Source organism: Clostridium cavendishii DSM 21758 (genome assembly GCF_900141845.1).
Classification (GTDB): Bacteria; Bacillota; Clostridia; order Clostridiales; family Clostridiaceae; genus Clostridium_AG; species Clostridium_AG cavendishii.
This window is the reverse complement of record NZ_FQZB01000003.1, coordinates 15,772-39,020: the sequence shown is the minus strand read 5'-3', so window position 1 is coordinate 39,020 and position 23,249 is coordinate 15,772. Positions and strand designations below refer to the sequence as shown.

The 23,249-nt window shown below is 28.2% G+C and carries 23 protein-coding genes; 16 read left to right on the top strand and 7 right to left on the bottom strand.

The window, feature by feature from the left end:
- Positions 1–137 precede the first annotated feature (137 nt).
- The 9 genes from BUB01_RS00175 (at position 138) to BUB01_RS00135 (ending at position 10,077) form a co-directional block, all read left to right on the top strand.
- On the top strand, positions 138–989 hold the full coding sequence (locus BUB01_RS00175; protein ID WP_072984076.1) for a DHH family phosphoesterase: 852 nt from the start codon (positions 138–140) through the stop codon (positions 987–989).
- A gap of 42 nt (positions 990–1,031) precedes the next feature.
- A complete protein-coding gene (locus tag BUB01_RS00170) occupies positions 1,032–1,550 on the top strand; it encodes an adenine phosphoribosyltransferase (protein ID WP_072984074.1) in 519 nt (172 codons plus the stop codon).
- Positions 1,551–1,746: 196 nt separating this feature from the next.
- Positions 1,747–3,936, top strand: a complete 2,190-nt coding sequence (locus tag BUB01_RS00165; RefSeq protein ID WP_072984072.1) for a RelA/SpoT family protein — start codon at positions 1,747–1,749, stop codon at positions 3,934–3,936.
- A gap of 12 nt (positions 3,937–3,948) precedes the next feature.
- Positions 3,949–4,398, top strand: coding sequence for a D-aminoacyl-tRNA deacylase (dtd, locus tag BUB01_RS00160; RefSeq protein ID WP_072984070.1), 450 nt, complete (start codon positions 3,949–3,951; stop codon positions 4,396–4,398).
- Between the two features lie 13 nt (positions 4,399–4,411).
- A complete protein-coding gene (locus tag BUB01_RS00155; protein ID WP_072984069.1) occupies positions 4,412–5,014 on the top strand; it encodes an MBL fold metallo-hydrolase in 603 nt (200 codons plus the stop codon).
- Between the two features lie 8 nt (positions 5,015–5,022).
- A complete protein-coding gene (locus tag BUB01_RS00150) occupies positions 5,023–6,456 on the top strand; it encodes a coproporphyrinogen III oxidase (RefSeq protein WP_072984067.1) in 1,434 nt (477 codons plus the stop codon).
- A gap of 38 nt (positions 6,457–6,494) precedes the next feature.
- On the top strand, positions 6,495–7,742 hold the full coding sequence (gene hisS, locus BUB01_RS00145; protein WP_072984066.1) for a histidine--tRNA ligase: 1,248 nt from the start codon (positions 6,495–6,497) through the stop codon (positions 7,740–7,742).
- 19 nt (positions 7,743–7,761) lie between these two features.
- Positions 7,762–9,549, top strand: coding sequence for an aspartate--tRNA ligase (aspS, locus tag BUB01_RS00140; RefSeq protein WP_072984065.1), 1,788 nt, complete (start codon positions 7,762–7,764; stop codon positions 9,547–9,549).
- 255 nt (positions 9,550–9,804) lie between these two features.
- Positions 9,805–10,077 carry a metal-sensitive transcriptional regulator gene (locus BUB01_RS00135; protein WP_072984064.1) on the top strand — a complete coding sequence of 91 codons (273 nt, stop codon included), beginning with the start codon at positions 9,805–9,807 and terminating at the stop codon, positions 10,075–10,077.
- Between the two features lie 42 nt (positions 10,078–10,119).
- Here the strand turns inward: BUB01_RS00135 and BUB01_RS00130 are convergent, their stop codons facing one another.
- From BUB01_RS00130 to BUB01_RS00120, 3 genes are all read right to left on the bottom strand, one after another.
- Complete coding sequence (locus BUB01_RS00130; RefSeq protein ID WP_072984062.1) at positions 10,120–10,539, bottom strand: hypothetical protein; 420 nt, start codon at positions 10,537–10,539, stop codon at positions 10,120–10,122.
- Between the two features lie 101 nt (positions 10,540–10,640).
- Positions 10,641–11,096: a threonine/serine exporter family protein gene (locus BUB01_RS00125; protein WP_072984060.1), complete on the bottom strand. Its 456-nt coding sequence runs from the start codon at positions 11,094–11,096 to the stop codon at positions 10,641–10,643.
- Position 11,097: 1 nt separating this feature from the next.
- Positions 11,098–11,865 (bottom strand): threonine/serine exporter family protein, encoded by a 768-nt coding sequence (locus tag BUB01_RS00120; RefSeq protein WP_072984058.1) that lies wholly within the window; start codon positions 11,863–11,865, stop codon positions 11,098–11,100.
- 340 nt (positions 11,866–12,205) lie between these two features.
- Between BUB01_RS00120 and glyA the strand changes: the two genes are divergently transcribed.
- Positions 12,206–13,441 (top strand): serine hydroxymethyltransferase, encoded by a 1,236-nt coding sequence (glyA, locus tag BUB01_RS00115; protein WP_072984056.1) that lies wholly within the window; start codon positions 12,206–12,208, stop codon positions 13,439–13,441.
- Between the two features lie 18 nt (positions 13,442–13,459).
- Here glyA and BUB01_RS00110 read toward each other — a convergent pair whose 3' ends face one another.
- The gene (locus BUB01_RS00110; RefSeq protein WP_072984054.1) at positions 13,460–14,248 is read right to left on the bottom strand and encodes a hypothetical protein; all 789 of its coding nucleotides are present in this window, start codon (positions 14,246–14,248) and stop codon (positions 13,460–13,462) included.
- An 86-nt stretch (positions 14,249–14,334) separates the two neighbouring features.
- Here BUB01_RS00110 and BUB01_RS00105 point away from each other — a divergent pair, with 86 nt between their 5' ends.
- The 3 genes from BUB01_RS00105 to ymfI are packed head-to-tail and all read left to right on the top strand — an operon-like array spanning position 14,335 to position 17,173.
- Positions 14,335–15,456 (top strand): hypothetical protein, encoded by a 1,122-nt coding sequence (locus tag BUB01_RS00105; RefSeq protein ID WP_072984052.1) that lies wholly within the window; start codon positions 14,335–14,337, stop codon positions 15,454–15,456.
- 13 nt (positions 15,457–15,469) lie between these two features.
- Entirely contained in the window at positions 15,470–16,408 is a 939-nt protein-coding gene (locus BUB01_RS00100) for a dipeptidase (protein WP_072984050.1), read from the top strand.
- Between the two features lie 21 nt (positions 16,409–16,429).
- Positions 16,430–17,173, top strand: coding sequence for an elongation factor P 5-aminopentanone reductase (gene ymfI / locus BUB01_RS00095; protein ID WP_072984048.1), 744 nt, complete (start codon positions 16,430–16,432; stop codon positions 17,171–17,173).
- Between the two features lie 65 nt (positions 17,174–17,238).
- Here the strand turns inward: ymfI and BUB01_RS00090 are convergent, their stop codons facing one another.
- On the bottom strand, positions 17,239–18,774 hold the full coding sequence (locus BUB01_RS00090; RefSeq protein WP_242958342.1) for an ATP-binding protein: 1,536 nt from the start codon (positions 18,772–18,774) through the stop codon (positions 17,239–17,241).
- Complete coding sequence (locus BUB01_RS00085) at positions 18,764–19,444, bottom strand: response regulator transcription factor (RefSeq protein ID WP_072984046.1); 681 nt, start codon at positions 19,442–19,444, stop codon at positions 18,764–18,766. The genes BUB01_RS00090 and BUB01_RS00085 overlap by 11 nt, the downstream gene beginning before the upstream one ends.
- A 146-nt stretch (positions 19,445–19,590) precedes the next feature.
- Here BUB01_RS00085 and BUB01_RS00080 point away from each other — a divergent pair, with 146 nt between their 5' ends.
- Genes BUB01_RS00080 through BUB01_RS00070 form a run of 3 tightly spaced genes read left to right on the top strand, consistent with a single transcriptional unit; the run spans position 19,591 to position 22,674 of the window.
- A complete protein-coding gene (locus tag BUB01_RS00080; protein WP_072984044.1) occupies positions 19,591–20,862 on the top strand; it encodes a M16 family metallopeptidase in 1,272 nt (423 codons plus the stop codon).
- Positions 20,846–21,487 carry a recombination regulator RecX gene (recX, locus tag BUB01_RS00075; RefSeq protein WP_072984042.1) on the top strand — a complete coding sequence of 214 codons (642 nt, stop codon included), beginning with the start codon at positions 20,846–20,848 and terminating at the stop codon, positions 21,485–21,487. Before BUB01_RS00080 ends, recX begins: the two co-directional genes overlap by 17 nt.
- 5 nt (positions 21,488–21,492) lie before the next feature.
- The gene (locus BUB01_RS00070) at positions 21,493–22,674 is read left to right on the top strand and encodes a transglutaminase-like domain-containing protein (protein WP_072984040.1); all 1,182 of its coding nucleotides are present in this window, start codon (positions 21,493–21,495) and stop codon (positions 22,672–22,674) included.
- Positions 22,675–22,790: 116 nt separating this feature from the next.
- On the opposite strand, the gene BUB01_RS00065 is transcribed toward BUB01_RS00070, so the two are convergent.
- Complete coding sequence (locus BUB01_RS00065) at positions 22,791–23,141, bottom strand: tetratricopeptide repeat protein (RefSeq protein ID WP_072984038.1); 351 nt, start codon at positions 23,139–23,141, stop codon at positions 22,791–22,793.
- Between the last annotated feature and the right edge of the window lie 108 nt (positions 23,142–23,249).

The following is a 23,249-nucleotide window of genomic DNA, read 5'->3' as shown; positions in this document are numbered from 1 at the left end:
TACTAAATTTCTTTATTTTGATACAAACCTTCAATGTGAATGTTGGAGGTTTGTTCTATTTTCTCCAAAAATGTTTGTCAAATAGAGAATTTTAAATTATAATATAGTTGTTTTCTAATTTTATGGAGGAAGTAGACATGCAAAAATTTTGGGAGAGCATATATCGGCCTAGTTATATAACAGGATATAATCCGTTTATTATAAAAAATATGAATAGAGCAATAGAAAGAATGGTTGAAGCTATAAATAATAGAGAAAAAATAGTTATTTATGGTGGTACAGATGCGGATAGCTTATGTGGTATAGCCTCTCTATTACTTATACTTAAATATTTAAATGCTGATGTAGAATATTGCATTGGTGAGTATGATTATAATTATGCAATTTTAACGGATGATATAATAAAAAATCAAATAGCTTTTTTAGGAGCTCAGTTGCTTATAACTGTAGGAGCTGGAATCAAAGGAAAAGAACAAGAGATTTTGTGTAATAATTTGGGGATTGATTTGGTAATAACCGAAAATAAGGAGGTAAAGTCTTCTTATGAGAGTATTTATATAAATCCAAGAGAAGAAGGATGCGCATATAGATATAAAAATTTGTCTAACAGTGGTGTTAGTTTTAAGCTTATGCAAGCAATTGCTATATATTATAATATGAAAAGTATAAATAAATATTTAGATCTGATTTTTCTTGGTGGAGTATATAGTAAAATTACTCCAAAGGGAGAGAACAATGTTATATTAAAAGAAGGAATTAAGGTTTTAAAAACAACAAATAATGTAGGATTACAAGCTGTTAAGAATTTTTATGATATAGATGATATAGATGAAGATAATTTGAATAAAATAATAGAAGCAATTAATCCGAGTAAAGGTGCAGTTGGGAAGAGAGATAATGCACGGATTATAGTAGAGCTTTTAACTACAAATGATAAATCACGGGCGGAACAAATTACAAAGTATTTAGATAATGAAAAAAAAAGATAAAATTAAGTACATAAATAATTTATTAAAGGTGGAGGAAGAAAAATGGATTTTAAAGAAAAGATAAGAGTTATTGAGGATTTTCCAAAGGAAGGGATTAGCTTTAAAGATATAACAACTTTAATAGCTGACGGCGAAGGATTAAAAGCATCAGTTGATGAAATGGTAGCTTATTTAAAGGATAAAGAAATAGATGTAGTTGTAGGACCAGAAGCTAGAGGTTTCATATTTGGTGTACCAGTAGCTTATGCATTAGGAGTTGGTTTTATACCAGTTAGAAAACCAGGAAAATTACCAGGAGATACAGTTAGAGTAAGTTATGATTTAGAATATGGTTCAGATGCTTTAGAACTTCATGAAGGTGCTATAAAACCAGGTCAAAGAGTTGCTATAGTTGATGATCTATTAGCAACAGGAGGAACTATAGCTGCAGTTGCTAAACTTGTGGAACAAGTAGGTGGAGAAGTTGCATCATTAGCATTTACAATAGAACTTACAGAGTTAAATGGAAGAGAAAAACTAAAAGGTTATGATATAATGTCTTTAGTTAAATATGATGTTTAAAAATATTCTGAAATAAAATAGACTAATCTACGCGTCTATTTTATGTTTATTATTTTATTTCATAGGTCTAAAATCGTTGAAAAATTTTGGGCAATATAATATAATTTAATTATTATATGATGGCTGGTTATAAAACCAGCCTTTGACTTTAGCGAAGAATAATATAGTAATTTATATAGAGGAGAGTAATCCAGTTATGCTAGATAGTTTAATTGATAAGATAAATGTTAATTGTAACAATGTAGATATAGATTTAGTTAAAAAAGCGTATAATCTTGCATTTGAAGCGCACAAAGAGCAAAAAAGAGAATCAGGTGAGCCTTATATAATTCATCCTGTTAGTGTAGCTATTATTTTAGCAGAAATGGGTATGGATACAAATACAATAGTAGCAGGATTACTCCATGATGTAGTAGAAGATACTGATTATAGCTATGAAGAAATTGAAGAATTGTTTAATAAAGAAATAGCCGATTTAGTAGATGGTGTTACTAAATTGGGAAAAATAAAATATAAGAGTAAGGAAGAACAGCAAGCTGATAATGTAAGAAAGATGCTTCTTGCTATGGCAAAAGACATAAGAGTAATAATAATTAAACTAGCTGATAGATTACATAACCTTAGAACTCTTAAATTTATGAGTAAAGAAAAGCAAAAGGAAAAAGCTAAGGAGACCTTAGATATTTATGCACCGTTAGCTCATAGATTAGGTATATCTAAAATTAAATGGGAACTTGAAGACTTAGCTTTTAGATATCTTCATACTGATGAATATTATGAGCTTGTACATGATATTGCAGAAAAAAGAGTTGAAAGAGAAGAGTATATAAAGGAGATAATAGATGATTTAATCAATAATTTAGAATCTGCTAATATTGACAGTGATATAGAAGGCAGACCTAAACATTTTTATAGTATATATAGAAAAATGGTTAATAAAAATAAGAGTATTGAGCAAATATTCGATTTAACGGCTATTAGAATACTTGTTAATACAGTTAAAGACTGCTATGCTTCTCTAGGTATAGTACATACAATATATAAGCCTATTCCTGGAAGATTTAAAGATTATATAGCTATGCCTAAACCTAACATGTATCAATCTCTTCATACAACTGTTATAGGTCCACAAGGGAAAACTTTTGAAATTCAGATAAGAACTTTTGAAATGCATAGAACAGCTGAATATGGTATAGCTGCTCATTGGAAGTATAAGGAGAGTGGTTCTGAATCAGAAGTGAAAGAAGATAGCTTTGAGAACAAGTTAGCTTGGATTAAAGATATACTTGAGTGGCAAAATGAAACCTCAGATGCGGAAGAGTTTATGGAAGGGTTTAAGTTAGATTTATTTAGTGATGAAATTTTTGTATTTACTCCTAAGGGAGTTGTTATAAATCTTCCTAGTAAAGCTACGCCAGTAGATTTTGCTTATAAGATTCATACTGATGTAGGTAATAGATGTGTAGGTGCTAAAGTAAATGGGAAAATGGTTACATTAGATTATAAACTTAAAACTGGAGAGATAGTAGAAATACTTACATCCACTGTGGCAAAAGGACCTAATATGGACTGGTTAACTTTTGCAAATAGTAATCAGGCTAGGAGCAAAATTAAACAATGGTTTAAAAGAGCTAGACGTGAAGAGAATATAGATAAAGGTAAAGAATTAATTGAAAAAGAATGTAAAAAACAATTAATTAATTTTATTGAGCTAACTAAAAGTGATAATTATGAAAAATTTATTAAAAGATATAATTTTCACGGAGTAGATGATATTTATGCTTCAGTAGGTATAGGAATGGTATCACCTTCTATGGTTATTAATAGGCTTAGAGGAGATATACAACCTGTAGAAAAGATAATAACTCAAGAACAGATTAATAAAAATATTGAAGATCAGATGGCTAAAACGGAAAAAGTACATAAGAAAGTTAATAATTATGGTATAACTGTAAAAGGCGAAAATAACTTAATGGTTAGATTCGCAAAATGCTGTAATCCAGTACCAGGTGATGATGTATTAGGGTATATTACTAGAGGTAGAGGAGTTTCTGTTCATAGAAAAGATTGTGGAAATTTTAAAACTATAATGGAAGAGGAACCAGATAAAATAGTTGAAGTAAGTTGGGGCAAGGCAAAAGGCAATGCTTATACGGCTGAAATACAAGTTAGAGGGGAAGATAGAATAGGCTTTCTTTCAGATATTATGACTTTAATAACGGATTCTAAATTACATCTTAATGGATTAAATGCAAAAGCAGCAAAAAACGGTGTAGCAAGTGTTAATATTAAAGTAAAAATAGATAGTGTAGAACAACTTAAGGAATTAATGAAAAAGATAAGAAGACTTCAAGGTGTTATAGATGTTTATAGAATGAATAATTAAGGGTGTGTTTAAATGAGAGCAGTAGTACAGAGGGTAAAAAGAAGTAGTGTTAAAGTTTCAGATAAAGTTATAGGTGAAATAAATAAGGGGTTCAATGTATTAGTTGGAATATCTAAAGATGATAGTATGGAGGATTTAATATATATTAAAGAAAAAATACTAAATCTTAGAGTGTTTGAAGATGAAAATGAGAAAATGAATTTATCATTAAAAGATATAGGTGGAGAATTACTTATAATTTCCCAATTCACTTTATATGGTGATTGTAGAAAAGGCAGAAGACCTAATTTTATGGAAGCTTTGGGTGGAGATGAAGCAAAAAAATTATATGATAGCTTTTTAGAATTATTTAAAAACGAAGATATAAAGCTTCAATCAGGAAGCTTTGGTGCTGATATGGAAGTTGAAATAATTAATGATGGTCCAGTAACTATTTTATTAGAAAGTAAAAGGAATTTTTAAGAGAGGTGTTTGTATGATCATAAAAACAATACCAGCAGGTATATATGGAGCAAATTGTTATGTAATTTATAAAGAAGACAATAAACAAGCTATAATTTTAGACCCAGGTGGAGATTCAGATATGTTAATAGCTAACATAGAAGCACTAGAAGTAACACCAAAAGCCATACTATTAACTCATGGACATATAGATCATGTTGGTGCAGTAGAAGCTTTATCTAATAGATATAAAATACCGTTTTATATAAATGAAGAAGATGAAAAATTTATGATGAGTGGTACAGATGTCTATGGACATTTAAACAGAAAAGCTGATGGTTATATAAAAGATGGTGACAAACTTAATATAGCAAATCTAGAGATAGAAGTCATCCATACACCAGGACACACACCAGGTGGTGTATGTTTTTTAGTAAATGATAAAGTATTTACAGGAGATACATTATTTCAAGGCTCTATAGGAAGAACCGATTTTGAAGGTGGAAACTATGAAAGTATAATTGAAAGTATAGTAAATAAGCTATTGCCACTTGGTGATAATGTAGAAGTATATCCAGGACATGGTCCTAAATCAAGTATACTATATGAAAAAAGAAGAAATCCATTTCTAAATTAGGAGAATTTATGGATATTAATATTAATTTAAACGATATGGTTTATAGATATGATGTATATCATATGTTCAATATATTTTTTACTTTTGACAATATTAATTTTGTGGATCAAAATTTTGATTATGAAGTAATAATAGAAGAAAATGAATTTTCGCTATTTTATGGAGAAAAAAAATATTATAAGTATTTTTTAGATAAAGTAGAAATAAGAGAAGAAATTAAAAAGTTTATATTTTTATGTTTAAGAAATATAACTGGAGAAAATCATCCATGGGGCACTCTTATAGGTATAAGACCTAGTAAAAAAGCTCTTGAACTGATTAAACAAGAGGTTGAGGAGAAAGAAATAGTAGAAAGTTTTCAAAAAAATAATCTTGTATCTAAGAGTAAAGCTGAGCTTTGTATTGAGGTTGCAAAATATGAAGAAAAATTTGTAAACAGAAAATCTGATAATATAAGTGTATATATAGGAATGCCTTTTTGTCCAACAAGATGTTTATATTGTTCATTTTCATCAACGCCAATAGCAAGTGCTAAAAAATTAGTACAGCCATATTTAGAAGCTTTAAATATGGAGATTAGAGCCATGAAGCGGTATATAGAAAAAAGAGGTTTAAACATAGAGACTGTTTATTTTGGAGGTGGAACTCCAACAGCTGTAACCGAGGAAGAGTTTGAAATGCTAATGGAGGAAGTATATAATTCTTTTGTTAAAGATAGAAATGTTAAAGAGTTTACAGTAGAATGTGGTAGACCTGATAGTATAACAGAAGCTAAGCTTAATACAATGAGAACTTATAATGTTTCAAGAATTAGTATAAATCCGCAAACTATGAATAATAAATCTTTAAAGGCTATAGGAAGAGCTCATTTGGTGGAAGATGTTATAGAAAAGTTTAATTTAGCTAGGAGATTAGGTTTTAATAATATAAATATGGATATAATAGTAGGACTACCAAATGAAGGCTTAGAAGAAGTTAATAATACTTGTACTATTATAAAAGATATGAAACCAGATAGTCTGACAGTACATGGGATGTCAATAAAAAGAGGTTCAAGACTTCATGAAGAGATATTACTTAAGAAGACAAAATATATTCCTAAACAGCAAGAGTTAAATTCAATGTATGAAGAAACCAAAATACTTGCTAAAGATTTAGGAATGCACCCATATTATATGTACAGGCAAAAAAATATGGTAGGAACTATGGAAAATGTAGGATACTCAACAGAAAATAATGAATGTATATATAATATAGAGATGATAGAAGAAAAACAAACTATAATAGCTTTAGGTGCTCATGCTGTATCAAAGGTAGTATTTCTAGAAGATAATAGAATAGAGCGCTTTGGCAATGTTAGAGACATAATAGAATATACAAAAAGAATAGATGAGATGATAAGTGAGAAAATAAAATTGCTTGATACATTATATGGAGTTTAAGTTAGTTTTATAGATTAGTCTATTAAGGAGGGAAATAAATGGAGATACAAGCGCAAAAAGGAACCAAAGATATGCTACCAGGGGATGCGTATAAATGGCATTACGTTGAAAACAAGTTAAGAAATTTAGCAGATGAATATGGAATAAGAGAAATAAGAACACCAATATTTGAAGCAACAGAGCTTTTTGAAAGAGGTGTAGGTGAAACGACAGATGTTGTTCAAAAGGAAATGTATACTTTTAAAGATAAGGGTAATAGAAGTATAACTTTAAAAGCAGAAGGAACTGCACCTTCTGTTAGAGCATTTATAGAAGGTAGTCTTTATGCAGATGCTCAGCCAACAAAATTATATTATTTTACACCCGTATTTAGATATGAAAATGTTCAAAAGGGGAGACTTAGACAGCATCATCAATTTGGTGTAGAGATTTTTGGTTCAGAGCATGCATCAGTAGATGCTGAAGTTATATCACTTGCTATGAGAGCCTACGAAGAATTTGGGGTTGAAAATTTAAAACTTACAATAAACTCTATAGGTCATCCAGAATGTAGAGCAAAATATAATGAAGCATTAAAAGATTTCTTAAGGAAAAACTATGATGATTTATGTCCTACATGTAAGACAAGATTTGAAAAAAATCCTATGAGAATATTAGATTGTAAAGAAAAAAAGTGTAAGACAATAACAGAAAAAGCACCTGTTATTTTAGATTATATTTGTGAAGAGTGTAATAATCATTTTCAAGATCTTCAAAAATATTTAAAAATAATGGGTATTAAATATAAAGTAGATCCTAAAATAGTTAGGGGGTTAGATTATTATTCTAAAACCGTTTTTGAGATTATAAATAATGATATAACTGTTTGTGGTGGAGGAAGATATGATTATTTAATATCACAAATAGGTGGACCAGAAATGCCAGCTGTAGGTTTTGGTATGGGAATAGAAAGACTTTTATTAACTTTAGAACAGGAAAAAATAAAGATTCCTAAAGAGGATAGATGTGATTTATTTATTTGTTCTATGGGAGATGAAGCAAGAGCATACTCTATGAAACTTGCTTTTGAGCTTAGAAAATTCAATAAAAAAATTGATATAGATCATATGTCTAAGAGTGTAAAAGCACAAATGAAATTTGCAAATAAAATAGGTGCAAAATATACTTTTGTAATAGGAGAGACTGAACTTCAAGAGAAACTTGTAAAGATAAAGAGAATGAGTGATGGAGAACAGTTCGAAGCAGATTTAAACAACTTAAATGAGCTAGCAAATTTACTTAAATAAATAGGAGGAATTTAAAAAAATGGGAGAGGCATTAAATGGACTAAAGCGTTCAATTATGTGTGGTGAAGTTCGCGAATCACATATAGGACAAAAAATAACAGTTATGGGATGGGTACAAAGAAATAGAAATCTTGGAGGCCTAGACTTCATAGATTTAAGAGATAGAACAGGAATTCTACAAGTCGTTTTTGGTGATGCAATAAGTAAGGAAGCTTTTGAAAAAGCTGATAAAGTTAGACCAGAATATTGTATAGCTGTAACTGGTGAAGTAGTAAGAAGAGAATCACCAAACCCAAATATGCCAACAGGTATGGTAGAACTTAAGGGACAAGAAATAAAAATTTTATCTGAATCTGAAACACCACCTATATACATAAAGGAAGGATTAGATGCAGCTGAAAATATAAGATTAAAATATAGATATTTAGATCTTAGAAGACCTGATATGCAAAATATCTTTATGATAAGACATAGAACAGCTAAAGTTATAAGAGATTATTTAGATCAAAATGGATTTCTTGAGATGGAAACTCCAATGCTTACAAAATCAACACCAGAAGGAGCTAGAGATTATTTAGTTCCATCAAGAAATTATCCAGGAATGTTCTATGCATTACCTCAATCACCACAGTTATTTAAACAACTTTTAATGGTGTCAGGTTTTGATAGATACTTTCAAATAGTTAAATGTTTTAGAGATGAAGATTTAAGAGCAAACAGACAACCAGAGTTTACACAAGTAGATTTAGAAATGGCTTTTGTCGAAGAAAATGATGTTATGACTTTAAATGAAGGTTTAATAAAACATGTATTTAAAGAAGTAGTAGGAGTAGATGTTGCCCTTCCTATAAGAAGAATGACATATGCTGAAGCTATGAATAAATACGGTTCAGATAAACCTGATTTAAGATTCGGTATGGAAATAACAGATCTTTCAGAAGTAGTTAAGAACGTTGATTTTAAAGTGTTTAGTGATGCCTTAGCAAATGGTGGCTCTGTAAGAGCTTTATGCTTAAAAGGTGGAGCTGATATGGGAAGAAAAGACTTAGACAGATTAGGTGAATTTGTTAAAACATTTAAAGCTAAAGGGTTAGCTTGGATACAATTAAAAGAAAATGAAATAAAATCACCGATAGCTAAATTCTTAAAAGAAGAGGAACTGAGTTCTATAATAGAGAAGATGTCTGCTGAAAAAGGAGATGCAATTTTAATAGTTGCAGATAAAGATTCAGTAGTATTCCAAAGTCTTGGTCAACTAAGATTAGAACTTGCTAAGAAATTTGACTTAATAAAAGATAAAAATGAATTTAATTTCTGTTGGATAACTGAATTTGCTATGTTTGAATATGACGAAGAAGAAGGCAGATACTTTGCAGCTCACCATCCATTTACAATGCCTATGGATGAAGATTTAGAATTCTTAGAAAGTGATCCTGGTAGAGTTAGAGCTAAGGCTTACGATCTAGTACTAAATGGAGAAGAATTAGGTGGAGGTTCTATAAGAATTCACGATACTAAACTTCAAGAAAAAATGTTTAAAGTTCTTGGATTTACTGAGGAATCAGCTTGGGAAAGATTTGGATTCTTACTAGAAGCATTTAAATTTGGTCCACCACCACACGGCGGTTTAGCATTTGGTCTTGACAGAATGATAATGTTCCTTGGAGGAACTGATAATATTAAAGATGTTATTGCTTTCCCTAAAAATCAAAATGCTTTCTGTTATCTTACTGAAGCACCAAATATAGCTGATGATAAGCAATTAGCTGAATTAGGTATAGAAGTAATAAAAAAAGAAGATAAATAGTTGCTTAAGAGGTATGATTTTCATACCTCTTATTTTTAAGTGACTATCCAAATCTTTGATTTTGTAATAGGAATTTATTCATTCGAATGAATATGAGAAGAAGTTTGATTTTAAATATATAGATTCTATATATTTAAAAAGTAGAAAATTGTTTATAGTTAAAAGTAGATTAAATAAAACATGTATTATATTAAAATATAGATTATAATATATATTAATATAATTATTTAAGATGTTGAATAGGAGATTATAAATATGGATGATAAAGAAGAATTATTAAAAAGGGATATAATAGTAAGGCTTCGAAGAATAGAGGGGCAGGTAAAAGGAATTCAAGGTATGATGGATAAAAATGTATGCTGTCCTGATGTTCTTGTTCAAATTGCAGCTATAAGAGCTGCGATAAACAAGGTTGGAGTTTTAATAGTTGAAAATTATGCAAGAAATTGCATTGGTATAGAAGAAGGAAGTGAAAGTGAAGAAGGTTTAGAACAATTAATAAAAACTTTAAATACTTTTATGAAGTAAGAAATAAAGAGAAATAAAATGAGAATCAACTTGATTCTTATTTTATTTCTCTTTTAAACTTTTCATACAATCATCAATAATTTCTTTATATTCTTCTAAATTAAGTTCCATATTCATGAATGCATCCATTAGAGGATAACTATTCCATCTAAGAGCAAATCTAATAGGTTTATAAACAAAATTAACATTTTCATCAGGTTTATCTTCATTAAAAGGATATAGTGCAAAAACATCATTTTCAAAACCGTTGAGAGAATTTCTTAGATTTTCATCAGTACCTTCATAATTTCCATAATAATCACATTCAGATTCTTCAAGAAGAGGAATGAATATTTCTTCCCAATCTCTATTTATTTCAAAAATACAGTTATCTATACTAATATTATAAAAATTTTTTTCGTTCAATTCTTTAGATAGCAAACTTCTTATTTTCTCTTTCTTTTTTCTTGAAACGCTATTCATAAAGTCCTCCTAATTTTGCAAGCAAATAAATAAGATATTTATTTGTTATTATTAACTTAATTTTATAATTTTTAAGCTAAAAAAGCAATGTTATTAAGAAATTAATACTCAGTATTCTTTGAATAATATTTCTTTTTTGTGGAATTAATAAACCTTGTTATTGTAGATACAAATATTATACCTAAAGCTAAAGCACCAGCAGCTGATAATGTATTTAAGGCATAAGTCCAAGTTTTTTGAGCATTTCCCTGTACTGCGTTATACATAGTATAGTACATACCTCCACCAGGAACTAACGGTATTAAGGCACAAATAACTATAGTTGTAACAGGTGTCTTTAGTTTTCTAGCACAAAACTCTGAATAAATACTAAAAATTATAGACGAAATAAACATAGATACAATGTCATTTGAAGTATTAGATAAGGCAAGTTTATAAATAAGCCAGCTTAATCCACCTCCAATAGATGCAAAAATTAGATTTCGACCTTTTATATTAAAAATAATACCGAATCCAAAGGTTGCTATAAATGCAAGAATAGTTTCAATAAAAAACATTTTAAATACCTCCATAAGTACTAAACCAAATACTTAATACAAGTCCAGTACCAACAGCTATTGAAACAGCTATAAGAAAGGCTTCTGCAGCTCTTGTAAGTCCAGAAACTAAATCTCCAGCTATAGTATCTCTGATGGCATTTGTAATTGCAAGACCTGGAACTAATAGCATTATAGCACCGATTATTATTTTATCTACATTAGAACCAATATTTAAATTAACTAATATAAGTGATAAAAATGCAGCAATAGCTCCGCCTAAACTATTAACAAAAAAGTCGTTTATATTAAGTTCTCCAGCTTTAGTTGACATTATCTTTATTAAAAAACCCACTATAAATGCACAAAGAAAATCTTTTGCACTTCCACCAAACAATACAGAAAAACAAGCTGAAGCTATAGCAGCTGATAATATAGTAATTGTTTTATTATATCTTTCTGTGGCTTCTATTTCTTTTAATTTTGCTTTAAATTCATCAACAGAATAACCATTAGATATAATGTTTCTAGATAAATCATTAACTAAGTGAATTTTTTGTAAATTAACAGTTCGGATTTTGACTCGTCTTACTAATGTAGTAGTATAATGATCTTCATCACATACGGAAACCATTATGCCAGTTGGAGTAACGAAACTATCTGCAAAATGCACATCATAAGCCTCACAGATTCTAAGAATTGTTTCTTCAACTCTATAGGTTTCACCACCATTTTCTAAGATAACTTGACCTGCAAAAGTTGCAACATGTAAAACCTTATTAATATCCATAAGAAATTCTCCCCTGCAAAAAATAAATTACCATTTAGTATTATAGCATAGTATAAAAGAAAGTAATATCTCTAGGTTAAACATTCTTTATATTATATAAACTAAGGCTTTATTTTATGAAGTTAATTCAAAATACCGGTAATTCTTTTGAGTTTTTTAATGAATATATCTTATAATTGAAATTCTGATTTGACAAGTTTATAAAGTGGAAATAGAAAATAATAAGTATATTGAGAAAATATGGAAGAGTTTATTTTTAATATATAGGGGAATATTTTGTTGAAAATTATTATGAAGAATAATATAATGAGAATAAAATATAGACAATTGGGGTGAGATAATGGATTTTAAAAATCTAAAGGAAAATGATAGGGCAATTTTTGACCTTATGAACAAGGAATTAGAAAGACAGCAAAATGGAATAGAGCTTATAGCTTCAGAAAATTTTGCAAGCGAAGCTGTTATGGAGGCTATGGGGTCATATTTAACAAATAAATATGCTGAAGGATATCCACATAAAAGATATTATGGCGGTTGTCATGTGGTTGATGAAGTAGAAGATATAGCTAGAGACAGAGTAAAAGAACTTTTTGGAGCTGAACATGCAAATGTTCAACCACATTCAGGTTCACAAGCAAATATGGCGGTGTATTTCACAATATTAAATAATGGGGATACAGTACTTGGAATGGATTTAAGCCATGGTGGACACTTAACTCATGGTTCACCAGTTAATTTTTCAGGGAAATTATTCAATTTTGTATCTTATGGGGTTGATAATGAAACTGAAACTATAAATTATGATAATGTTAGAGAATTAGCATTAAAACATAAACCGAAATTAATAGTTGCAGGAGCTAGTGCTTATTCAAGAGTTATAGATTTTCCTAAATTTAGAGAAATAGCAGATGAAGTAGGAGCATATTTAATGGTAGATATGGCCCATATAGCTGGACTAGTAGCAGCTGGGGTTCATCCATCACCAGTACCTTATGCTGATTTTGTAACTTCAACTACACATAAAACATTAAGAGGACCTAGAGGAGGTCTTATCCTTTGCAAAGAAAAGTTTGCTAAGGATTTAGATAAAAATATATTCCCAGGAATGCAAGGTGGTCCGTTGATGCATATTATAGCTGCTAAGGCAGTATGTTTTAAGGAAGCTTTAGAACCTTCATTTAAAGTTTATATGGAACAGGTAGTTAAAAATGCAAAATCATTAGGAGAAGCTTTAGTTAAGCATGGATTTAAATTAGTTTCTAACGGAACAGATAATCATCTTATTTTAGTAGATTTAAATAATAAGAATATTACAGGAAAAGACGCTGAAATATTATTAGACAGTGTAGGAATAACTGTTAATAAAAATACAGTTCCAAACGAAACAAGAAGTCCTTTTGTAACAAGTGGTATAAGAGTAGGTACACCAGCAGTTACTACTAGAGGCTTTAAAGAAGAAGATATGGTTGAAATAGCTAATGTAATAAATTTAGCTATAGAAAATAAGGATGGAAACTTAGAAGAAGCTAAAGCTAGAATTAAAGCTTTATGTGATAAATACCCATTATATAAGTAAATAAAAAAGTCTAGAAGATTATTCTTCTAGGCTTTTGCTATTTACTGAAATATAAGTTTTAAGTATTGTAAGGTTAATTATTACAAGGATAAGTGAAGATAGAATAAGAGAAAAAGTAATATTAAAGGTATCATTATGTTGTAATAAAGCTAGTAATAAAAAGTTTGGTATTATAAGAATTAATGCTAAGAATATAGCTAATTTTAAAAATGTCTTTATATTTGAAAATAAAGTATAACAAGCTTTTCTTAGACCTTCGAAAAAGGTTAAATCATCAACCACAAATGAATATGTGGATAATGAAAATATTACATAGAATAAACCTGATAATACCAAAGCAACGTTTAAAAACTGACTATTATTAAGTATAAGTAAAGATATAATTATCTGAGGCAAAGAGTATATAAAAAATAGATGCCAATTTTTAAAACCATATTTAAAAAAGTAAGTAAAAATCGTCTTATAAGAATATGCATGATATAAAGAACTCAAATATCCAGAGATTAAGAAGCTTTGAATTATATAAATTAGTAGTATTTCAAATATAATAGTTTTATTTGGATAAAACTTTATATTCTCAAGTATTATATTTAAATTTGGGAAAAAATCAATAAAATCATTTATTGAGGGTGGTATAGTAAAAGTAGTAATTTTAAAGTTTAAATTAAGATTGCTAGGAATAAAGTCAAATTTAAAATAAAGCTTGTATATAAGAAAATAAAATAAGTCAATTAAAAGTGGTATTAAAGCAAAGGGATAAATATATTTTATAGAACTACAGGCTTCGGTAAAATTTTTTCTAATCATAAAAAGCTCCTTTTATAAATTGTAAAATATGATATTATTATATACATATTAAGTAAAAAACTTCAATATAAGTAAGAGGTGTTGTTGTGAAAAAAAATTTTATGATTGTGCTATTATTGGTAGCTTTAATAGGTTTCTTTTTTTCATATAAAAGTGAGAGTATAGAAAGTTCTACATTTCAAAAACAAGAAGATATAATTTTGCAAAGTAAAAGTTTAGGAACTATAAAAAATATAGAATTTTATAATATAGGTGAGGTACCTTATATAAAAGTTTTAAGTTATGACAAGAAAAGGTATTATTTTTCCTTAGTGAATCTTTTAGATTTAAGTGTTAAGACAAAACAAATAACGGTGAATAATGAGGAGAGTTTTAAAGTAAAAAGTAATGTGAATTGTTATGAAAATAATACTGTGATTCCAAGTAACAATTATACTCAAGTTGTTCAAATTTATGGTAATAATGAAAACATAGATTTTAATTTTCAAAAATCTTATAATGTAAAAGTTAATGACATAGATGATTATGTGCTAGGTCAAAATTTGGTTTATGTAAAAAAAAGTGATAATAGATATATATATTTAAATTCAGAATATACTGGATTTGATATGTTTAATAAAAATATTTCTAATGATAAAAAACTGTATTATAAGCCAGAAGCTTTAGTAGCTTCAGGATTTAATAAATTTTTCTTTGTTAAAAAGGACAAGGATGGTTCAGTATTAAGAGCTTGCGATTATAATGGAATGCTGCAAGACGGAATTGTTAATAACGTTGTAACTGCTGATATTATGAAATATAAAGATGGTATTGTTGGAATTAAAAAAGATGGTGAAGTTTATGAGTTGTTTTCATTTATAGATTCACCAATTACATTAACTAAGGTCAAAAGTAATCCTGATAGTTTAGGAAACTCGCCAAGAGCTATAGGGTTATTTGACATAAATGATAATGGAAATAAAATGGCGCGAATTTATTACACTGAATTTGATAAGTTTGGTTTAGGAAACATAAAGTGCTATGATGAGGAAAAGAAATCTGTTGAAACATTTTTTAGTAGAAAGAAAATATTATCCAAAATAGATTGTACAAAGAACTATAATAGATATATACTTTATTATGAAATAGAAGGAGACAAAATATTACCTAAAGTTTATGATGAAATGCATAATAATGTAATAGATGTCTCAAAATATATAGGGTTATAAGGGAGCGATTTAAATGCAATTTATAGATTTTCATTGTGATACAGCATCTATATTGTTAGAAAAGAAAGATAAGAATATTTTAGATAGTGATTTAAAGGTTGATATAAAAAAGCTTAAAAAAGCAGGAGCGTTAGCTCAGTTTTTTGCTTTGTTTATAGAAGTTAATAATGGTGAAAGCTATAATAAGAAATGTATAGATATGTTAAATAATTTAGAAGAGCAGATAAATGAAAATAATGATAAAATAGAGATTTGCACAAATATAGAAGAATATAATAAGGTTAAGAATAGTGGTAAAATAGGAGCATTTTTAACAATTGAAGAGGGGGAAGCTATTGAGGGAGATTTAAAAAATCTAAGATACTTTAAAGATAGAGGAGTATCACTTATGACGTTAACCTGGAATTTTGAAAACAAAATAGGGTATCCTAATTGTAGTGAAAAATTTAGGGATAAAGGACTTAAGAATTTTGGAATAGAAGTTATAGAAGAAATGAATAGCTTAGGTATGATTATAGATGTTTCACATCTTTCAGATGGAGGATTTTTAGATGTAGCTAAATATTCAAAGTATCCATTTGTAGCATCACATTCAAATGCTAGGAATCTTTGTAATCACTCTAGAAATTTAACTGATGATATGATAAGAATATTAAGTAATAAGGGTGGAGTTACTGGAATCAATTTCTGTGCTTACTTTTTGGGAAATTCAAAGGTAGCTATGATTTCTGATATGGTAGAGCATATAAAACATATAAAAAATATTGGTGGTATAGATTGTATAGCATTAGGTTCAGATTTTGATGGTATAGATAATGAAGTTGAAATAAAGGATATTAGTGAGATGAGCAGTTTAGCACATGCATTACTAAAAAATGGTTTTACAGAAGCTGAAATTGATAAAATATTTTATAAGAATAGTGAAAGAATAATTAAGGATGTACTTAAGTAGAAGAAAGTAGGTAGAATGTATATGTACAATTTAAGTGGAAAGGTAGCTTTAGTTACTGGATCTTCAAGAGGAATTGGTGAGGCAATAGCTCGTAAGCTTAGTATTTTGGGAGCAAGTATAATTATAAATTATAGTAAAGATGAAGATGGTGCCAATAGAATAATAGAAGAAATTAAGGAAAATGGTGGATATGCAATAAGTGTTAAGGCAGATGTTTCTAAATATGAAGAAGCAAAATATTTAGTGGAAGAGGCTGTAAATCATTTTGGAAAGCTTGATGTAGTGGTAAATAATGCTGGAATATCAAGTCTTGGGCTTTTTATGGATCAGGATGTAAATCAAATAGAGAATATTATACAGGTCAATTTAATGGGAACTGTTAATGTGACACATTGCGCTATAAAACATTTGCTAGCTTCAAGAGGCGCTGGTATAGTTAATGTTTCATCTATATGGGGAAATGTAGGTGCTTCATATGAGGTTTTATATTCTTTAACTAAAGGAGGAATAAATACCTTTACTAAAGCGTTAGCAAAGGAATTGGCTCCATCTAATATAAGGGTAAATGCTGTGGCGCCTGGTGTTATAAATACTGAAATGAATAATTTTTTATCCGACGATGAGAAAGATGTTCTTACTGAGGAAATACCTATGGGTAGGTTTGGAGAGGTTGAAGAAATAGCTAATGTAGTATCATTTTTAGCTTCTGATGAAGCTTCTTATGTAACGGGGCAAGTTTTAACTATAGATGGTGGAATGTTATAGAAAATGGCTAGTGTTATAAACTGACCTTGTAAGTAGACAGGGTCAGTAAAATAACATTAGCCATTTTATTTAGCTTTTTTTAAAGAAAAGTAAAAGCGAACGCCTTTTTCTGTATTCATTACACCAAATTGACTATTGTGAAGAGTTAACAAATTTTTAACTATAGAAAGACCAAGTCCTGTACTTCGGCTAGACCTATTTCTAGCCTTATCTAATTTATAAAATTGATTCCAAATGTTTGTTATTTCTTTTTCTGGAATATTAGCACCAGTATTTTCTATAGAAAAAAACAGGCTATCGTTATGAGCACTAAAATCAATTATTATTTTTTCATTTTTTTCTGTATATTTTATAGCATTACTAAGGAAGTTTGTTAATACTTGTTCTATTTTAAATTCATCACCCACAACATAATAATTATCATCACAATAATTAGAGATTACTTCTAGATTATTATTATTTATTTCAACTTGATTTTTAAATAGAACTTTTTCAAACAGTTTTTTCAAATCAAAGCTTTGAAGGTTAAGATTAGCTTTACCAGCTTCAAGCCTTGAAAGCTCAAGCATATCCATAACTAAACTATTCATTTTATGAGCTTCGTCTATAATAACATCTAAATACATATCACGAGCTTCACCCTCAGCTATATTATCTTTGAGTCCTTCAGCATAGCCTTCTATTATACCTATTGGTGTTTTGAGTTCATGAGATACACCAGCTATAAAGTCCTTTCTAAGCATATCAAGTTGTCTTTCCTTTTCTATATCAAGTTCTAATTTTCTGTTTTTTTCCTTAAGTTCAAGTAGAGCATTAGATAAGTTTTCAGAAAGAAAGTTTAGTGTAGTTGCAAGGTTACCTATTTCATCAGTTCTTTTTAAAGTACATTTTTCACTAAAATTCATAGCACTCATCTTTTTAGCTGTTTTATTTATTTTAGTTAATGGTTTTGAAATTAAATTTGAATATATAAGTGACAGTATAAAACCTAAAATTATTATACCTATAAAAATGTATTTATAAAATTCCTCAATAACTTCAGAAGCTTCCTCTATATTGTTAAAGGATGAAATAGAGATAATTATAGAATCATTTTCAGTGTTTAATGAAAATGGAGTCATACAGACTATATGTTTAGTTGAAAGCTTAGGATTATCAAAGGTCTTTGTAAGCATTTTATTTGAATTTAATAGAGCATTTGTATATTCTTTATCATTATAAAGGCTTTTGAAAATTTCATTTAGAAGGTTCATATTTGTTGAATTTTCAGAATCTTGACCAGATATATATTTTACATTACCTGATTTTGAATATATAGCTATTTTAGCATTATTTTTAATCTCAAAATTTTCTAATGAATTAAATAATGTTGTATTATTTTCTATATTCATAGAATATGAAGTTTTAAATTTTAAAATAGCCTTTTCAAGTGTCGTAGTCTTTCTAGCTTGATAAAAGCTTGGGAAAAAGTATTGTAGAAATATCATGGCAAAAGTCATAAGAAGAATTATTAATAAAAAAGTTATAAAAAATATTCTTTTTGATACACTATTTTTTATATTAAAACAATTTGATATAAAATTTTTAGCATTATTTTTCATTTTTAACCTCGAATTTATAACCACTACCTCTAACTGTAGTTATATAATCAGCTTTTGATAAAAGTTTTTCTCTAAGTCTTTTTATATTAGTATCTACAGTTCTTATATCACCATAATAATCTATACCCCACACATTATCTAATATTTTATCCCTACTTAAAGCTATGCCATGGTTGTAAGATAAATATAGTAAAAGGTCAAATTCTTTAGGTGATAAATTTATAACAGTATTATCTACAAGAACTTCATGAGAGAGTTTATTTATAGTTAATCCGTTAAAGCTTAGTATACTAGAATCTTTATTTGAACTTGTTCTCTTTAGTAAAGCTTTAACTTTAGCCACTAATACTTTAGGACTAAAAGGTTTAGTCATGTAATCATCAGCACCTAAATCATAACCTAAAAGCTTATCTTCTTCTTCACTTTTAGCTGTAAGTAATATTATTGGAATAGAAGAGGTTTCTCTTATAGTTTTACACACAGTAAAGCCATCAAGTTCAGGCATCATTATATCGAGAACTATTATATCGATAGAGTTGTTTGCGAAAATCTCCAAGGCTTCCAAACCGTCAGAGGCTTCTAGTATATTAAAATTTTCTTTATGAAAATAATCTCTAAGTAAAAATCTTATTCTAATTTCATCTTCAACAATTAAAATTGTTTTTTTCAATTGCTATCCCACCTTTTTTGATTGATAAATATATTATAACGAAAATAATGGTTATTATCAAAGATAAAAATATAGTCTATTGCAATTATACATAATAATATTATAAAATGATAAGATAGATTTAATTAATTTAAGGAGCGCATTTAATGAATAAATGGAATTTCGATGAAAATACAGTTATATTACCTAATGGGCTAAAGGTAATAACAATAAAGAAAGATACACAACTTTCATCTATAGATATAGGTGTCAATATAGGCGCCTTATATGAAAATGAAGAAGAAAAGGGATTATCTCATTTTATTGAGCATATGTTATTTAAAGGAACAAAGACTAGGGATAATGAGACACTTAATTTAGAATTAGAAGCATTAGGTGGTGAATATAATGCTTATACAGATTATAGTGCAACAGTATATAGTATAACTTGTTTAGAAGAAGAGATAATCAATGCAGTAGAACTTTTGTCTGATATGATAATATCTCCGAGCTTTAATAAGCATGAACTAGAACGTGAAATAGGGGTTGTACTTGCTGAGATAAGAACTAGCAAGGATGACATTGAAGATTTGAGTTTTAAAAAGACTAGTGAGGTTGCATTTACAAAAAGTCCCTTAAAGAATGAAATAATAGGAACAGAAGAAAATATACAATCTTTAAAAAGAAAAGATTTAATTAAATTTTATAATAAGTATTATAAGCCCGATAATATAGTTGTTTCTCTTTTAACATCAATGGAACATAGCGTTGCATTAGATATTATAAAAAAATATTTTGGAGATTTTAAAGGTAAAGCTGAAATGAAGCCTTTAGCTTTAAAAGAAAAAAATAATAAAGTAGTGGCTCAAAGTTTTAAGAGAGATATGGAGCAAAGTACAATTACTTATTTGTTTTCACTTTGTGATTTAGAGAGAGACGATGAACTTCCTCTTAAGATTTTAAATCATAAGCTTGGTGAAAGTGCAAATTCTATACTTTTTAGAGAACTTAGAGAAAAAAGAGGACTTGCTTATGATGTTTATACACATTTAGATTTAACAAAAAATATTGATACTTTGAATATTTTTACAGCTGTAAGTGAAGAATCAATAGATGAGACTATAAAGGTTATAAATAAGTGCATCGAGGATATAAAAAATGAAAAGATAGTATTTGATGAGAGTACTTTATCTCTTATGAAGAAGGTTCACAAAACAGCAGTAGTATCTACCCTTGAAGATGGAAGTGATCTGTGCAATTATGTAATGCATCAAGCTCTTGCAGGTGAAGAAGTATATGAATTTATAGATGATATGAAAAAATTAGATAATCTAAATTCAAAGGATATTTATGCTGTTGCAAGAAAACTTTTAAACAATCCGACAATACACATTTTAAGGCCTAGTAAGGAAGAGGAATTTGATGAAGAAGATAACTAGTGTAGAAGTTCAAAAAAGAAATCAAGGAAGAGTGAATGTATTTATAAATCAAGAATTTTCTTTTGCTTGTGATGCAGAACTTGTATATAGGTACGATATAAGAAAAGGAAAGAGTGTAGTTGAAGAAGAACTTAAGGAAATTATAGAGGAAGAAGATTTTATAAAGTGTAAAAATTCAGCATTACGTTCTTTAGAAAAAGCATATAAAACAGAAAAAGAGATAATAGATAAATTAAAAGATAAGGGGTTTGAAGAAAAAATAATCAAAAGAACCTTAGAATTTTTAAAAGAATACAATCTTTTAGACGATAATAAATACACAGACATGTTTGTTAAAGATAAAATTAAGGCTCAGGGACGTAACAAAATTAAATTTTCTTTAATGAGAAAAGGTGTATGTGAAGAGGTTATTAAGGCCAGAATTGATAATATAGATGTAGATGATGAATTAGAAGTGGCCACAAATTTAGCGCAAAAAAAATATAATGTACTAATAAAAAGAGAAGATGATAAATTCAAAATATCACAAAAATTATATAGATTTTTAGCATCTAAGGGTTACACTTACGAGTGTATAAATAAGGCAGTAAAGAATGTTACAAATATAGAAGATTTCTTGGAGTGAAATGAATGAAAAATAATCTTGTAGATTTAGGTTTAGTTATTATATTTATATTTCCTATTTTAATGGGAATTATAAGAAAATACGATTCGAAAAGTGTAAGTTATGAACTTTATGATATAGAGAAGAGTATATGTTTATTAGTGGCTCTTATTTTTAGTGTTGAATTACTAGGAGATAAAAGTGTTTTAGAAAATATTTTTAATGTAATAGATAAGATAATAAGTTCTTTTTCTGACATAGTAAATGAATTTCCTCAAGCTACTAATGTTATAACATTTTTAATTTTTCTAATTATAATATATAATATACTTAAGCTTATAGTAATTATAATTAATAAAATTGTTTTAGAACCATTACTTATGGGACTTGAAAATTCATTAAATAGGCAAAGAAGTAGTTTTTTAAGTAGATTAGTAGGAGGCGTTTTTTCTTTTCCGAAAGCAATTGTTTATTTGATTTTAGTTTGTGTATTTTTGAACATAGCCTTAAAAATAGCAGGTGTAAAAGAAGAGTATAAAAATGATATAAAGAATTCAAAAATATACACGTTAGTAGATTCAAAAGTTCTTTATAAATTTGCAGATAAACAAATAGTAAGTGATTTACCAAAAATATTAAATAATTCACTTAAAATAGTTAGGCAAGAAGAGAAAAGTATACAGCAAGGAACAACTCCTAAAAAGAAAGATAAAACAGTAACTAGAGAGGTTATATATTATAATGGTGTTACCTTAGATGAGGGAATAAAATCAAATAAGGCTATAGATGATTATGCTAAATCACTTACACGTGGGAATGGAAGTGATAGGGAAAAAGCAAGGAGTATATATAGTTTTATAGGAACAAACATAAACTATGATGATAATAAAGCAACTGATGTATTAAATAATAATTTCAAGGTAGAATCAGGTGCAGTACCTACTTTTAGAACTAGGACAGGTATATGCTTTGATTATTCTTGCCTTTATGTAGCAATGGCAAGAGCCAATAATTTGAAAGTTAGATTAGTTACTGGTGAAGGGTTTAATGGGAAGTCATGGGTTGGCCATGCTTGGAATGAAGTGTACTTAGCAGATGAAGGTGTATGGATTAATGTAGATACTACCTTTTATAAGGCAGGAAATTATTTTGACTCTAAAAGATTTAATAAAGATCATAGGGGAGCAAGTGTTGCAGGTGAATGGTAACTATAATAAAAAACTAGCCAATATTTAGCTAGTTTTTTGTTTTCAATTTAGTTTCATTCCATAAAATGGAATATAGATAGAGAAGTATATTTAAATTTTATTTCCTAGAAAATACCTTAACCGTTTATTTTTGAGGTGATTAAATTTATGGCTTTCTCACAATCTGAATCCTCATTATCAATAGCCCAGGATAAGTTGAAATACCTTAAAGCTTTTTTATTATCCTGAAGCATAGAGTAGCAATAAGCTAGATTGAAAAAATATTTAGCATCTTTATTTAAAGCTATAGCATTATTTATCATATTTATTGCTTTTGAATAATCCTTTAGCTTTATATAACAGACGCCAGCATTATAATAAGAATAAGCTTCATTTTCTTTATTTTCGATAGCTTTTTCGTAATAACTTAAAGCTTCACAATAATTTTTGGAATTATAAAATTCATTTGCTTTTAAAAAATTATTCATTAATGGCCTCCAATAATTTTATTATTTATTAGGAGTATAACCAATTTAATGATAATTATACAAAAAATACATGAAACATACTTGTAAAATTAAGACATTTGTATATAA